Genomic DNA, 13,501 nt, shown 5'->3' with positions numbered 1-13,501 from the left:
CGCCCCGGTGTCCGTCGCCGCTCAGCCCAGGCGGATGCCCCGGTCAGCCATGAACGGGACGGCATCGACGCGCGAGCCGCCGATCCTGACCTCGAAGTGCACGTGGCATCCGGTCGAGGCACCCGTCGTCCCGACGAGCGAGATGTTCTGACCGGCGGACACCCACTGCCCCTCGCCGACGAGGATGCTGCTGTTGTGCGCGTACCCGGTCATGACGCCGCCACCGTGGTCGACGAGGACCCAGTTGCCGTAGGTGCCGAGCCAGCCGGCGTAGACCACGGTGCCGGCGTTCGCGGCGTAGACCGCTCGCCCGCAACCCGCTCCGATGTCGGTGCCCGAGTGGAACGGGTTGACGCCGGGCACGGGGCGACCGGGTCGCGGTCCGTAGTTGTCGGTGATCCGGCCGGAGATCGGCAGGGCCCACCCCTGGCTCCCGACGGCACCCGAGGCACCGCCGCCTCCGCCGCCGCCGCCGCCTCCGCCGCCGCCGCCACCGCCGGCGTTCGCAGCGGCCTCGGCAGCCGCCCGTGCGGCCTCAGCCGCAGCCGCCGCGGCTGCAGCAGCAGCGGCCGCAGCCGCCTTCACTTCCTCGCCCTTGCGGTAGTCGGCCTCGGTGGCTGCGCGGTTCTCCTTGAGGACCACGAGCTGGGCCTCGAGCGTCGCGAGGTACTCCTGCTGTTCGGACACGGCGGTCTCGGCGTCGGCACGGGCTGCGACCGCATCTCCGAGCGCGGTCTCGGCCGCGGCGGCGAGCTCGCCGAGGGCGGCCTCGGCGATGGTCGCCTGCTCGGTGAGCAGCGACGCCGTGTTCGCATCGGTCCTCGCCCGGTCGTAGGTGCCGTCCGTGGACTCGCTGAGCTTCGTGATCGTGCTCAAGCGCCCGAGGAGCGACTCCGGCTCCTGGCCGTCGAGGAATGCGGCGGTACTGAGGTCGACGTTCCCCGACCGCAACCACGCGGCGACGAGCGCGCCGGCCTGGCGTTTGGAGGCCTCTGCCGCGGTCGTCGCGGCCACGGCCTGCTCGCGGAGCGAGACGGCACGGTAGCTCGCCTCGTCGACGGCCAGCTGAGCGGCCTCGTACTCGTCGGCACGGAGGACGGCCTCAGCTTCGGCGAGCGCCGCAGCGGTCTTCAGCTGCTGGACGAGCCCTTCGATCTGACCGATGGTCGACTGCTTCGAGGATTCGCTCGAGCGGGCCGCCTCGACGTCCTCCCAGCTGGGGTACTCCGCAGCGGCGGCCGGCTGCGCGAGACCCATCGAGAGGACGATGACTCCGGCGAGGGCCGCGGCGATGGAGGCGCGACGGCGCGCGGGACGGAGGCGTGGCATGCTGCCATCCTGGCAGTGGTCAGCCCCGTTCGGGGGGAGGCTCGCCCGCCTCTGAACGAACCGGCGCCGCCCGGTGGGAGAGCACGAGGTCGAGCAGCCGGTCGGCGATGCTGCGCTTCGATCCGTTCGCCTCACCGACCACTTCGCCGGCGCCGTCGATCACGACGACCTCGTTGTCGGGCGTACCGAAGCCGTCCGTCCACCCCACACGATTGAGCACGAGGAGGTCGGCGCCCTTGCGTGCCACCTTGGCTCGGCCGAGGGCCAACAACTCCTCGCGGTCGGCGGCGGTCTCCGCAGCGAACCCGACGACCAGTCGTCCCGGCACCCGGGCCGCGGCGAGCCCGGCGAGCACGTCGGGGTTGCGGACGAGTCGCAGGGTGAGCTCGTCGCCGGTGTCGTCCTTCTTGATCTTCCGTTCGGCGATCTCGGCGGCACGGTAGTCGGCCACGGCGGCCGCCATGACCACGAGCGTCGCGTCGGCCGCCTCGTCTTCCATGACCGCTGCGAGTTCCGCTGCGGTGCCGACCGGGACGACCCGCAGACCGTCGACCGCAACCGCTGCGGCCGCGACATCGGCGTCGAGGTGCGCCGCGACGAGCACCACGTCGGCCCCGCGCTCGGCGGCGGCCTGCGCGATGGCGAGCCCCTGCCGACCGCTCGACCGGTTCCCGAGGAACCGCACCGGGTCGAGCGGCTCACGGGTGCCGCCGGCCGAGACGACGACGCGCTCGGCCCGCAGGTCGGCCGGGTCCGCGTCCGTTCCGCCGGTGCGTCCGGCGAGCAGTGCCAAGCCCGCGGCCACGATGTCGTCGGGCTCGCTCATGCGTCCCGGCCCCGTGTCGCCGCCCGTCAGCGCACCGTGCGCCGGCCCGATGACGGCCACCCCGCGCGATCGCAGGAGGGCGACGTTCGCCGTCGTCGCCGGGTGCTGCCACATCTCGGTGTGCATCGCCGGTGCCAGCAGGACCGGTGCCCGGCTGGCCAGGATGGTGGTGCCGAGGAGGTCGTCGGAGAGGCCCGCAGCGAGTTTCGCGAGGGTGTTGGCCGTCGTCGGCGCCACGACGATGAGCTCGGCACGCTGCCCGAGGGCGACGTGCCGGACTTCGGCGACGCCGTCGTACAGCGAAGTCGTGACGGGGTTCCGGCTGATCGCCTCGAGGGTCGGCAGGCCGACGAACCGCAGTGCGTTCTCGGTCGGCACGACGTGGACGTCGAATCCCGCGAGGACGAACCCGCGGACGACGCCGACCGCCTTGTAGGCGGCGATCCCGCCCGTGATCCCGACGACGACCGTGCGCCCTGCCGCCTCCCGCGATGCGTCCTGCACGCCCATGCCGCCTCCTCGCTTCCGGCGCTCCCGCGCCGGGTCCTCGTCTAGTCTGTCCTAGTCCGGCCGGCCGAGGAGGAACCAGCGTGTGCACCGTGATCATCGACTTCGAGCCGGGGCGCGCGTGGCCGATCGCCGTGCTCGGGCTGCGAGACGAGCAGCCGGGGCGCGCCTGGGACCCCCCCAGGCGCGTGGTGGCCCGGACTCGGTGACAGCGTCCGCGGCATCCACGACCGCGAAGCGGGCGGCGCGTGGCTGGCGACGAACGACGATGCCCCGGGCGGCCCACGGGCGGCGGTGGTCCTCAACCGACGCGAGGACCTCGACATGCCCGCCGCCGGGTGGACCTCGCGAGGCGTCCTGCCGCTGGAAGCCGTCACGACCGGCGTCGATGCGGACGACGCCCGCAGCGCCCGATCCTGGAACCTCGTGGAGCTGCGTCCTGATCGCGTCGCCGTGACGAGCTGGGACGGCACCTCGCTCCGGTCGATCGACGTCGCACCCGGTCTCCACCTCGTGACGCACGAGGGCCCCGACCACCTCGACGTCCCACGGGTCCACCGGTGGCGGCCGGCCTTCCTCGACGTCCCGTCGCCCATCGGTCCGCTGGACGGTGCGACGGCCGCGTCCTGGGAGCCGTGGCTGCGCACGTTGCGCTCCACGACGACCGTCCCCGCCGATGCCGACGAGGCGATCGTCCGCATCGACGACCATGACGGCCTGCGCCTCGCCTCGCTCTCGGTGACGGCACTCTCGCTCGGCCCCGACGGCGCGGTGCTCCGGAACGCCCGACTCGCCGAGCCCGGCCATCTGCCGGAAGAGCTCGTCTGGGAGTGACCCGGACGGCGACGGTCGTCACCCTCCGGGAGCCACGGGACCCGGATCGGACTGCCACCCGTGTGGAGGGCGCCCTGGCGCGCTCGATACTGTTGCAGCATGGCCCTGAACCCCGTGCGACTGCGACTGCTCGAGGCGTTCGACCGCCTCGGTACGATCCGCGCCGTCGGCCGTGAGCTCGACCTCAGCCCCTCGACCGTCTCGCAGCAGCTCTCCGTGCTCGAGGCCGAGACCGGCGCCGCGCTCCTGGAACGACGCGGCCGGACGCTCACCCTGACGCCGACCGGTGCGCTGCTCGTCGAGCGCGCTCGGGCCCTGCTCGCGCAGATGGACGCCATCGAGGTCGAACTGGCCGAGGTCGAGTCCGAGCCGTCCGGTCGGTTCCGCATCGCCGGGTTCGCGAGCGTCATCGCCCCGATCCTCATCCCCGCCGCGCGCTCCCTCGCGCGGCAGTACCCGCGCCTCGAGGTCGAACTCATCGAGGTCGAGCCGCACGAGAGCACCACCGCCGTCCAGCGGGGCACGTGCGACGTCGTGATCACCGTCGATCAGGAGGACGGGTTCCTCCTCGACCCCTCGGTGCACAGCGTGCCCCTCACCACCGACCCGCTCCTGCTCATCGCGCCGCTCGACCACCGACTGGCCGCACAGGAGCAGGTCACCTTCAGCGAGCTGCAGACGGAGTCGTGGGCCCTCGACGCACCGGGCACCTACCTCGGCGAACTCGTCCCGCTGATCTGTCGCCGCGCGGGGTTCGAGCCGAGGGTGGCCGGACGGTTCACGAGCTACGAGGTCGTCATCGACCACGTGGCGGCCGGGCTGTCGATCGCCGTGCTCCCGGACATCGCGATCGGCTCGCGGACGGACGTCGTGCGGAAGCCCATCGCCGGGATGAGCGAGCGGAAGATCGTCGCGACGGCGCGGAAGGGCTCGCTCCAGCGTTCGGCCGTCGCGGCAGCGCTCGCAGCGGTGCAACGGGCCACGGACGAGGCCGTCGCCCGCTGAGCCGCCGCGGAACCGGCCGAGCCTCCTGCGGGGAGGATCAGCCGTGGTAGCCGGACTTGGCCATGGCGACGAGCGCCCCGACCAGGCCGATGCCGCCGAAGACGGTGATGAAGGCGATCACGCCGATGAGGATGTCGTTGACGGTCATGGACCCATCGTACTGAACCCGACGGGCCCCACGACTAGGGTTGGTCCGTCCCCCGACACCACCCGGAGCAGCACCATGATCACCTCATCGAGCGAATCCCAGGCTGCCGCCTTCCGCGACGGCCGGATCCCTGCGACGGAGCACCTCGACGCCGACACGGTCGTCATCGCCGTCCCGACCGGCGACCCCGGCAATCCCTTCACCCTCTGCTCGGTGCTCTTCGGCACCGACGGTCGTGCGATCGTCGTCGACCCCGGAACCGACACCCCCGAGGGCCGCGAACACCTGCTGCGGGAGCTCCGCGGTGTCGGCGTGACGACACTCACGGGCGTCGTCGTGACCCACCTGCACCCCGATCACCTGGGCCTCGCCGGCATGCTCCGCGACGAGCTCGCCGCACCGGTCCTCATGCACCGTCTCGAAGACGAGGCGGCGGGCTCGACGCCGCCGGGCCCGGCCGACCTCGCTGCGGCGTTGGACGAGTGGGGCGTCCCGGCGGACGACACGACCGTGCGCCCCTGGGCCACCGGCCCGAAGGCACCCGCCGGGCACCTCGGCGACACCCGCGCGGACCGGACGCTCGAGGACGGCGAGCTGCTGACGCTCCCCGGTCGCTCGATCAGGGTCCTGCACACACCCGGCCACACGACGGGTCACCTCACCCTGCGCGATGAGGACCGCGGCTACCTGTTCACCGGTGACCACGTGCTGCCGACGATCTTCTCGGGCCTCGGCCTCGGGGCGCGCACCTCGGAGAACCCGGTGACGGCCTACCTGTCGTCGCTCGACCGCGTCCGCGGCTACGACGGCGATCAGGTGGTCCCCGGACACGGCTTCCGGTTCACGGGACTCGCGGACCGCTGCGACGAGCTGGCCGCGCACCATCTGCGGCGAGCCGACGAGGTGCGCGCCGTCCTGGCGGACGACCCCGATGCGAGCGTGTGGACCATCGCCTCTCGCATCGGCTGGTCGGCCGGATGGGACGCACTGACCGGTCTCCTCCGCGTCTCGGCGCTCACACAGACCGAGTGGCACCGGGCACGCCTCCAGCAGCTCGCCGGCTGACCATCCGCGCTACCGACTGAGGCCGGCCCACCCTCCTCGACGACGCGCCAACGCCCGTTCGAAGGCGTAGAGCCCACCGCCGGCCGCAACCCCGGCGGCGAGCACCGCGAACACGACGACCCCGATCGTCGAGGCGAGTCCGATGGGTGCGGCGATGAGGCCGCCGACGATCAGGACGAGGAAGGCCGCACCGCCACCGGCGATCCAGGCCCGGTGGACCGGGCCGCGCTCGCCCCAGTGGTCGAGGATGCCGAGCGCCAGCAGCGCACCGACCGCCCCGACGGCTGCGAGCATCCCACCGACGAGTCCGCCGACGAGGACCGCGATCCCGCCGAGATCGGCCGGATGCACCGAGACGGTCCCGACCGCCCCGAAGAGCTCTGCACCGGCCGCGAGGGCCGCTCCGGCGACCGCACCGACGCTGACGGCGAGGCCGAACAGCGGGACGACACGGAGGAGGGACCAACCCGGGTCCGCTGCTTCATCGAACACGTCCATGGCTTCGACCGCCTCCTGCGCGCCTCGTCGTCGACGGCGCTTGGCGCTCAGCGTGGCACGAGGGTGCGTGGTGCTCCAGGGCGTTGCGCGCGAAGGAGGAGCGGGTGTAAGACTGCGGCGTCCGCTACCAGCCGCGCGTGCCCGGGGCGCCCTTGAACGGCCCGACGATCCCCGGCGTGATCCATCCGCCGTAGAAGTCGCCCTCCTGCGCCTGCACCGGCACCCCGTCGACCTCGCAGGCGTCCATGCGTCCCGGATAGACGGCGATCATGCCGAACAGCGGCGCGTATCCCGGGCGTGGATCGGGGTAGGTCCACGCGGCGGCACCGGCGACCGCGTCGCCCACCCGTACGTCGAGGTAGTGGGCCTCGCCCTTGAACTCGCACATGGTCGTCCCGTCGACCGGCACCAGGACCCCCGGCGAGAAGTCCGCCGCCGGGACGTAGTACACCGGAGGGTGACTCGTCTCCAGGACCCGGACCGCGGCCGTGGACTCCGCGATGACCGTGCCGCCGAACCGGATCACGACGCGCTCGTCGCGCGGCTCGACCCGCGGCGGACGCGGGTACTCCCAGACGGACTCCTCACCGGGTCCGGGCTGGACGGGCAGGGGGCGGCGGAATCGCGAGGAGTCGGGCATCTCCCCACTCTGCCCGGTCCACCTGAGCGACGACCGCGAATCAGGCGCGTCGGTCCACGGGCCGGAGCGCCAGCCAGAGCAACCAGGTGCCGGCCGCGGCGTACCCGATCAGCAGCAGCACGACGGCCGTCGACCCGAGGTCGTACATGACGGGGACCACCGGGGAGCCACCGACGCCGGCATCCGTCGACTTCCAGTTCGCGGTGAGGAGGGCCAGGACGAGTAGCACCGCGGCGCTCGCGAGGATCGGTCCGCCGGTGGCCCAGACCTTCTGCCTGGTCGTCCAGGCGCGCGACCGCCACAGCATGACCATGCCGGCCACCCAGCCGACGAACGGCACGACGAGCCCGCCGAGCATCACGAACAGGGCCGCCGTGATCGCGAAGCCGCGGCGTTCGAGGACCTGCTCCGCGAACGGCCGGTCGTCCTCGGGTTGGCGGGCGCCCTCCTCGTCATCGTGTCCGATCATGCGCTCCTCCTCGTCGACGTCGCCCGGACGTGCATCCGTTCGCCCTGCTTGCCGAACAGGCTGAGGAACTCCACCGCTCCGGCCTCTGCCCGGCCGAACCAGTGCGGGACGCGCGTGTCGAACTCGGCGACCTCCCCCGCCGTGAGCACGATGTCCTGGTCGCCGAGGAGGAGCCGCAACCGACCGTTGAGGACGTAGAGCCACTCGTATCCCTCGTGGACCTTCTGTGTCTCGGGCGTCTGCGGACCGTCGCCGCCGTGGATGATGCTCTTGAACGCGTGGAGGCCGCCCGATCGACGCGTCAGCGGCACGATCGTCTGGCCGTACCGCTGGACGGGCTTCAGGTGGACGCGGGGATCACCCGTCTGCGGAGCACCGACGAGGTCGTCCAGGGGCACCTGGTGCGCCTTGGCGAGTGGCAGGAGCAGCTCGAGGTTCGGTCGGCGCTGGCCGGACTCGAGCCGGGAGAGGGTGGAGACCGAGATGCCCGTCTCGGCCGACAGCGCGGCGAGGGTGGTGCCACGATGCTGCCGGATGGCTCGCAGCCTCGGCCCGACAGCATCCAGCACGCCGTCGATGGACCGTTGCTCGTCGTGTGCATGCGCCATGGGTCGATTCTCGCTCCCACGTTGCCGCTTCGGCAAGTCTTCTTGCCACTTCGGCACCGGTCGGCGCACCCTGGACACCTCCCAGCACGTCGACCGAACGGAACGATCCATGAGCACCCCCGTCACCCCAGCAACCAGCACCGACCTCGTCGACGCCGTCATCGTCGGCGGTGGCGCCGCAGGGCTCAGCGCAGCCATCATGCTCGGACGATCACGACGATCCGTGATCGTCGTCGACGGCGGCGAGCCGCGGAACGCACCCGCCGACGGCGTGCACGGCTTCCTGACCCGCGAGGGCACCCCGCCTCGTGAGCTCCTGCGCCTCGGCCGAGCGGAGGTGGTGTCGTACGGCGTCCGCATCGTCGACGGCCAGGTCGTCGATGCCGGGCGCGACGACGACGGGTTCATCCTGACGACGGCGGACGGCGCGATCGTCCGGGGCCGCCGCCTCCTCATCGCCACCGGCACCGCCGACGAGCTCCCGCCCATCCCCGGCCTCTGGGAGCGGTTCGGCCGCGACGCCCTCCACTGCCCCTACTGCCACGGGTGGGAGGTCCAGGACCGCGTGATCGGTGTCCTCGGCACGAACGCGGAGGCCGCAGCCCACCAGGCGCAGCTGTTCCGGCAGCTGAGCGACCGGGTCGTCGTGCTCCGCAACACCGCGGGCGCCTTCACGCCGGAGCAGGAGGCGGCGTTCGCGGCACGGGGCATCGAGGTGGTCGACGGCGTCGTGGAGCGGCTCGAGATCGCCGACGACCGGCTCGTCGGCGTACGCCTGGACGACGGCCGCACCGTCCCCGTCGAGGCGCTGGCCGTGGCCCCGGTCAACCGGGTGCGCGCCGAGGCGTTCACCGGTCTCGGGCTCCACACGCGACCGCACCCGCGAGGAGCCGAGTTCGGAGACGCGATCGGCGTCGACGAGCTGGGCGCCACCTCGGTGCCGGGTGTCTGGGCGGCCGGAGACGTCACCAACCTGCGCACCCAGGTCCTGCAGGCGGCGGCCGCCGGATCGATGGCCGGCGCGATCATGAACGCCGACCTCGTCCAGGAGGACGTGCGCCGAGCCCTCGCGAAGCGGTAGAACCACCACTGTCGCGCGAGACGCGGACATGGGACGATGACGGCACGGGGGCAGCGGCTCCCGTGCCGTCTCCGTTCCGACGAGGAGAGACATGCCGGGTGCACCCACCACGATCGACGACTACCTCGCCACGCAACCCACCGACGCCGCGGACGCCATCGAGGAGATCCGACTCCGCGTCCACCGCATCGTGCCTGGAGTCACCGAGGCCATCCGGTACGGCATGCCGACCTTCATGCTCGACGACCGCTACCTGCTGTACCTCGGCGCCTGGAAACACCACATCGCCCTGTACTCGATCCCGCCGTTCGACGGCCCCCTCCAGAACGCCGTCGCCGACTACCGGGCGGCGAAGGACACGCTGCAATTCCCGTTCAGCCGGCCGATCCCCTTCGAGCTCATTGACCGCATCGTCACGGAGCTGCTGGAGCGGCGTCGGGCGGCCGACGCACGCCACGAGCACTGAGGGCGGCGTGGGAAGTCACGGGAGCATCGCGCCGGCACCGTGGGCCAGCCAGAGCCCGACGGTGGCGAGGGCGACCGTCAGCGGGGCGACCACGAAGCCGAGCGCGATGAACCGGCCCCAACCGAACTCGACGTCCGCCGCGGTGAGCCGCGCGTGCCAGAGCAGCGTCGCGAGCGCCGCCCACGGGGTGATGAGCGCGCCCGCGTTCACGCCGATGAGCAGTGCCGCGAAGCGCACGGGGTCGCCGGCCACCGGCTCAAGGGCCAGGTACGCCGGGAGGTTGTCGACGAGGTTGGCGCTCGCCATGCCGACCCCCGCCAGCTGCAGGAGCGCCAGGAGCGAGTCGCCGGTCCCCGCGATGGACGCGAGCGCCCGCGCGAGCCCGAGGGCGTGAGCCGCCTCCACCACGAGGAACAGTCCTGAGGCGAGCAGGACGAGCTGCCACGGAACGAGGGCCGGACGGAGCGCCCCGGGACGCCGGATGAGGAAGACGACCACGAGGATCACCGCCGCACCGAGCGCCGACATCCACACCGGGATGCCGGACACCAGCAGCGGCAGGAGCACGAGCACGACGAGCCCGGACGTCCACAGCAGCACCCGGTCGTCGTCCTGCGCCTCCACGTCCACCGTGTAGGCACCGGCGAGCTGACGGCGGTACACGATCGCGAGGACCACGCACGGGACCACGACCGCGATGATCGCGGGGACGACCATGAGCGCTGCGAATCCGCCAGGGCCGAGCGGACCGCCACCCGAGGCCGTGGCGGCCTCGTCGATCGCGTGCTCCGCGAGGAGGTTGGTGAGGTTCGACACCGGCAACAGCAGCGACGCCGTGCATGCCAGCCAGACGGTGGTCAGGGCGAACGGCACCGGCGACAGCCCGGCGTGCCTCGCGAGCGTGATGACGACCGGCGTCAGGAGGACGGCTGTGGTGTCGAGCGAGAGGAAGACGGTGCTGAGCGTGGCCAACGCGACGACGAGCACCCACAGCAACCAGGTGCTCCCCCGGCCCCAGCGCACGAGCCGCGAGGCGACGAGGGTGAACAGGCCGGCGTCCGCAGCGAGTTCGGCGACGACGGTGATCGCGACGACGAACAGGAGGATCGGCCAGACGCGGTCGGCGATGCCGAGGGCCTCCGGGGCGGGGAGGACACCGGTGAGGATCGCGATCGTCCCGATGACGAGCAGCACGAGGCCGAGCACGGCACTGCGCACGAGGCCTCCTTCACCGCCGGTCCGTCGGTGCGCTGTCGCCCGCTCGGCAGTCGATCATACGACGGCTCGCCGACCGCGTGCTCCCGCGCTCGTCGACGGGTGTCAGGCCCGCACCCAGCGCCCGATGAGTTCGAGCAGGGCGGGCTCCGCGTCGGCCGCCGCATCGATGGTCGAGAAGGTGACGACACCGCGGTCCGGCGCCGCCCACACCACGAGACCGGAGGGGTCGTCGAACCGGAAGGCGTCGGTGTCGTCCCGCTGATGCACACCCCGGTGCAGGATGATCCGGATGCGGTTCGCCGGGTGCAGGGCGAAGGTGACGCGGTCCTCGCCGTCGTAGACGAAGCTCGGCGCCTTCCACTTGAGGTGCTCCGAGATGCCCTCGTCCGAGGCCATGATCGCCTCGCGCAGACGGACGACCGCCGGCTTCAGCTGGTGGGTCAGGGAGGCGAGGTAGGCGTCGACCTCGGCGGAGCTCATGGGGTCAACCCGTCGGGCGACCGACGTAGGGTACGACGTCGCCGGATCCCCAGATACCGCCGACCCGGGTGCCGGCCCGCTCGTTGGCCGCTTCGACGATCTGGCCGTTCCCGAGGTAGATGGCGACGTGGTAGTAGTCGTAGCCGCTCGACCAGAAGATCAGGTCGCCCCGCTGCTTCTGGCTGTAGGGCACGAGGCGTCCCTGCGACTGCATCGTGTAGTACTGGTTCGTCGCGGAGTGCGTCCCGATGCCGCTCCCGTAGGCCGCGCGGGTGAGGCCCGAGCAGTCCCAGACGTTCGGACCGGAACCGCCGAGCTGGTAGCCCTTGCCGACCTGGGCGAGCGCGAAGGCGATCGCCGACTCGACGCCGGCGGAGTCCGGAGGTGCGACCGAGCCGCCGCCGCCACCGCCGCTGGACGCACCGCCACCGCCGCCACCACTGCTCGATCCGCCGCCGGACGAACCGCCGGACGACGCGGGAGGGGTGTTGGCCGCTGCAGCAGCCGCCGCTGCTGCAGCCGCTTCCGCCGCTTGGCGGGCGGACTCCCCGGCCGCGTACCCGCGCTCGGTCTCGGCAGTGGTGTTCTTCAGGGAGGCGAGCTGCGCGTAGAGCTGGTCGGCCTGCTGCTCCTGTGCCGCCACCGCTGCGGATGCCGCCGCCGAGGCACTCTCCGCCTCGTCGTACTTCGTCTGCGCTTCGCCCTCGAGGCGTTCGCGTTCCGTCTTCGCGACCTCCGCCTGGTCGGTCAGGCCGCTCGCCGCGTTGCGGTCGGTCACCGCCTCGGCGTAGCTCGCTGCGTTCCGTTCGCCCAGCTTGTCCATGACGGACAGCCGCGAGAGCAGGTCGTCGGACTTGCCCGCGCCGAGGACGAGGTCGAGCGAGACGTCGCCACCGCCGCCACGCGACAGCTGCGCGATGAGCGCACCGGCGCGCTGCTTCGAGACCTTGGCGGCGGCCGCAGCGGCCTCGGCCTGCTTGCGCAACGCCGACTCACGGGCGGCCGCCTCGGTCACGGCGTCCTGCGCCTGTCGATAGGCCTCGGCGGCGATCTGCGCCGTGCGGAACGCGGCGTCGGATTGCTCCTGCAGCGAGGTGATGAGTGCGGTGATGTTCGTGATCTCGGCGGCCTTCGCGGACTCACTCGACTTGGCCGCTTCGACGTCGGCCCAGCTCGGATAGTCGTCCGCGTGGGCCGGCAGGGCACCGACGGTGAGTGACGCCGTGACGACGCCGACGGAGAGGGCCATCGCCAGCCAGGGACGGCGGCGGCCGTACTGCGCACCGGGCGTTCGTGCGGGGGTCATCATTCTCCAGTCCGACGACACGATCACGGCGACCTCGGCGGGTCGCGGCCGTCATCCTGTCACAACAGTCACAATAGAAACTTTGATCACACTAGCCACTCTCGTCCCGGAGCACCAGCTCGAATCCCCCCGGACGGGGCACGGGTGCGCGCAGATCCGGCCCTGAGCGGACACCCGAAGGGCCGCCCCGGCCGGACACCCTCGCACCACGAACGTTCCCCGTGGGCGCTTCGACAAGCTCAGCGACCGGGAGAGGTGCACCCGGACCTGGAACGGTCCCTGAGCCCGTCGAAGGACAGCCCCGGGTGGGCACGCTCGCATCATGCGAGGTTCCTCGGGGGCACTTCGACAGGCTCAGCGACCGGGAGAGGTGCACCCGGACTTGGAACGGTCCCTGAGCCTGTCGAAGGGCAGCCCCTGCTGGACACCCTCGCATCACGGAGGTTCCCCGTGGGCGCTTCGACAAGCTCAGCGACCGGGAGAGGTGCACCCGGACCTGGAACGGTCCCTGAGCCTGTCGAAGGGCAGCCCCGGCCGGACACCCTCGCATCACGGAGGTTCCCCGTGGGCGCTTCGACAAGCTCAGCGACCGGGAGAGGTGCACCCGGACCTGGAACGGTCCCTGAGCCTGTCGAAGAGCCGCCCCGGCCGGACACCCTCGCATCACGGAGGTTCCCCGTGGGCGCTTCGACAAGCTCAGTGACCGGGAGAGGTGTACCCGGACCTGGAACGGTCCCTGAGCCTGTCGAAGGGCAGCCCCGGCCGGACACCCTCGCATCACGGAGGTTCCCCGTGGGCGCTTCGACAAGCTCAGCGACCGGGAGAGGTGCACCCGGACCTGGAACGGTCCCTGAGCCTGTCGAAGAGCCGCCCCGGCCGGACACCCTCGCATCACGGAGGTTCCCCGTGGGCGCTTCGACAAGCTCAGTGACCGGGAGAGGTGTACCCGGACCTGGAACGGTCCCTGAGCCTGTCGAAGGGCAGCCCCGGCCGGACACCCTCGCATCACGGAGGTTCCCCG

14 protein-coding genes are annotated in these 13,501 nt (G+C 72.1%); 5 read left to right on the top strand and 9 right to left on the bottom strand.

The window, feature by feature from the left end; translation table 11 throughout:
- Positions 1 to 21 precede the first annotated feature (21 nt).
- Positions 22 to 1,329 carry a M23 family metallopeptidase gene (locus tag IFR14_RS05875; RefSeq protein ID WP_191940554.1) on the bottom strand — a complete coding sequence of 436 codons (1,308 nt, stop codon included), beginning with the start codon at positions 1,327 to 1,329 and terminating at the stop codon, positions 22 to 24.
- 19 nt (positions 1,330 to 1,348) lie between these two features.
- Positions 1,349 to 2,665 (bottom strand): bifunctional phosphopantothenoylcysteine decarboxylase/phosphopantothenate--cysteine ligase CoaBC, encoded by a 1,317-nt coding sequence (gene coaBC, locus IFR14_RS05870; protein ID WP_191940553.1) that lies wholly within the window; start codon positions 2,663 to 2,665, stop codon positions 1,349 to 1,351.
- A 321-nt stretch (positions 2,666 to 2,986) separates the two neighbouring features.
- Between coaBC and IFR14_RS05865 the strand changes: the two genes are divergently transcribed.
- The 3 genes from IFR14_RS05865 to IFR14_RS05855 all read left to right on the top strand — a co-directional run bounded on the left by IFR14_RS05865 (position 2,987) and on the right by IFR14_RS05855 (position 5,714).
- Positions 2,987 to 3,496, top strand: a complete 510-nt coding sequence (locus IFR14_RS05865) for a hypothetical protein (RefSeq protein ID WP_191940552.1) — start codon at positions 2,987 to 2,989, stop codon at positions 3,494 to 3,496.
- Positions 3,497 to 3,595: 99 nt separating this feature from the next.
- On the top strand, positions 3,596 to 4,501 hold the full coding sequence (locus IFR14_RS05860) for a LysR family transcriptional regulator (RefSeq protein WP_191940551.1): 906 nt from the start codon (positions 3,596 to 3,598) through the stop codon (positions 4,499 to 4,501).
- Between the two features lie 223 nt (positions 4,502 to 4,724).
- The gene (locus IFR14_RS05855) at positions 4,725 to 5,714 is read left to right on the top strand and encodes an MBL fold metallo-hydrolase (protein ID WP_191940550.1); all 990 of its coding nucleotides are present in this window, start codon (positions 4,725 to 4,727) and stop codon (positions 5,712 to 5,714) included.
- A 9-nt stretch (positions 5,715 to 5,723) separates the two neighbouring features.
- On the opposite strand, the gene IFR14_RS05850 is transcribed toward IFR14_RS05855, so the two are convergent.
- The 4 genes from IFR14_RS05850 to IFR14_RS05835 all read right to left on the bottom strand — a co-directional run bounded on the left by IFR14_RS05850 (position 5,724) and on the right by IFR14_RS05835 (position 7,929).
- Positions 5,724 to 6,212, bottom strand: coding sequence for a hypothetical protein (locus IFR14_RS05850; RefSeq protein ID WP_191940549.1), 489 nt, complete (start codon positions 6,210 to 6,212; stop codon positions 5,724 to 5,726).
- 124 nt (positions 6,213 to 6,336) lie between these two features.
- Positions 6,337 to 6,852: a DUF427 domain-containing protein gene (locus tag IFR14_RS05845; RefSeq protein ID WP_079705137.1), complete on the bottom strand. Its 516-nt coding sequence runs from the start codon at positions 6,850 to 6,852 to the stop codon at positions 6,337 to 6,339.
- A 40-nt stretch (positions 6,853 to 6,892) separates the two neighbouring features.
- Positions 6,893 to 7,321, bottom strand: coding sequence for a hypothetical protein (locus IFR14_RS05840; protein ID WP_191940548.1), 429 nt, complete (start codon positions 7,319 to 7,321; stop codon positions 6,893 to 6,895).
- Positions 7,318 to 7,929: a helix-turn-helix domain-containing protein gene (locus IFR14_RS05835; protein WP_191940547.1), complete on the bottom strand. Its 612-nt coding sequence runs from the start codon at positions 7,927 to 7,929 to the stop codon at positions 7,318 to 7,320. Before IFR14_RS05835 ends, IFR14_RS05840 begins: the two co-directional genes overlap by 4 nt.
- Positions 7,930 to 8,038: 109 nt before the next feature.
- Between IFR14_RS05835 and IFR14_RS05830 the strand changes: the two genes are divergently transcribed.
- Entirely contained in the window at positions 8,039 to 9,010 is a 972-nt protein-coding gene (locus tag IFR14_RS05830; RefSeq protein ID WP_191940546.1) for an NAD(P)/FAD-dependent oxidoreductase, read from the top strand.
- Between the two features lie 91 nt (positions 9,011 to 9,101).
- Entirely contained in the window at positions 9,102 to 9,476 is a 375-nt protein-coding gene (locus IFR14_RS05825; RefSeq protein WP_137242265.1) for an iron chaperone, read from the top strand.
- A gap of 15 nt (positions 9,477 to 9,491) precedes the next feature.
- On the opposite strand, the gene IFR14_RS05820 is transcribed toward IFR14_RS05825, so the two are convergent.
- The 3 genes from IFR14_RS05820 to IFR14_RS05810 form a co-directional block, all read right to left on the bottom strand.
- Positions 9,492 to 10,694, bottom strand: coding sequence for an SLC13 family permease (locus IFR14_RS05820; protein ID WP_191940545.1), 1,203 nt, complete (start codon positions 10,692 to 10,694; stop codon positions 9,492 to 9,494).
- A gap of 102 nt (positions 10,695 to 10,796) precedes the next feature.
- On the bottom strand, positions 10,797 to 11,174 hold the full coding sequence (locus IFR14_RS05815) for a DUF1801 domain-containing protein (protein WP_191940544.1): 378 nt from the start codon (positions 11,172 to 11,174) through the stop codon (positions 10,797 to 10,799).
- A 4-nt stretch (positions 11,175 to 11,178) separates the two neighbouring features.
- Positions 11,179 to 12,480, bottom strand: a complete 1,302-nt coding sequence (locus IFR14_RS05810) for a C40 family peptidase (RefSeq protein ID WP_249406895.1) — start codon at positions 12,478 to 12,480, stop codon at positions 11,179 to 11,181.
- Positions 12,481 to 13,501: the final 1,021 nt, after the last annotated feature.

This window comes from Plantibacter sp. CFBP 8775 (assembly GCF_014839505.1).
GTDB lineage: Bacteria > Actinomycetota > Actinomycetes > Actinomycetales > Microbacteriaceae > Plantibacter > Plantibacter auratus.
Note: the sequence above shows the minus strand (reverse complement) of the source record. Positions and strands in the feature narration are given on the sequence as shown.

Coding starts and splice junctions, on each gene's coding strand:
- IFR14_RS05840 (WP_191940548.1), bottom strand. CDS start 7,321: ATGATCGGACACGATGACGAGGAGGGCGCCCGCCAACCCGAGGACGAC.
- IFR14_RS05825 (WP_137242265.1), top strand. CDS start 9,102: ATGCCGGGTGCACCCACCACGATCGACGACTACCTCGCCACGCAACCC.
- IFR14_RS05830 (WP_191940546.1), top strand. CDS start 8,039: ATGAGCACCCCCGTCACCCCAGCAACCAGCACCGACCTCGTCGACGCC.
- IFR14_RS05855 (WP_191940550.1), top strand. CDS start 4,725: ATGATCACCTCATCGAGCGAATCCCAGGCTGCCGCCTTCCGCGACGGC.
- IFR14_RS05815 (WP_191940544.1), bottom strand. CDS start 11,174: ATGAGCTCCGCCGAGGTCGACGCCTACCTCGCCTCCCTGACCCACCAG.
- IFR14_RS05860 (WP_191940551.1), top strand. CDS start 3,596: ATGGCCCTGAACCCCGTGCGACTGCGACTGCTCGAGGCGTTCGACCGC.
- coaBC (WP_191940553.1), bottom strand. CDS start 2,665: ATGGGCGTGCAGGACGCATCGCGGGAGGCGGCAGGGCGCACGGTCGTC.
- IFR14_RS05875 (WP_191940554.1), bottom strand. CDS start 1,329: ATGCCACGCCTCCGTCCCGCGCGCCGTCGCGCCTCCATCGCCGCGGCC.
- IFR14_RS05810 (WP_249406895.1), bottom strand. CDS start 12,480: ATGACCCCCGCACGAACGCCCGGTGCGCAGTACGGCCGCCGCCGTCCC.
- IFR14_RS05850 (WP_191940549.1), bottom strand. CDS start 6,212: ATGGACGTGTTCGATGAAGCAGCGGACCCGGGTTGGTCCCTCCTCCGT.
- IFR14_RS05845 (WP_079705137.1), bottom strand. CDS start 6,852: ATGCCCGACTCCTCGCGATTCCGCCGCCCCCTGCCCGTCCAGCCCGGA.
- IFR14_RS05835 (WP_191940547.1), bottom strand. CDS start 7,929: ATGGCGCATGCACACGACGAGCAACGGTCCATCGACGGCGTGCTGGAT.
- IFR14_RS05865 (WP_191940552.1), top strand. CDS start 2,987: ATGCCCGCCGCCGGGTGGACCTCGCGAGGCGTCCTGCCGCTGGAAGCC.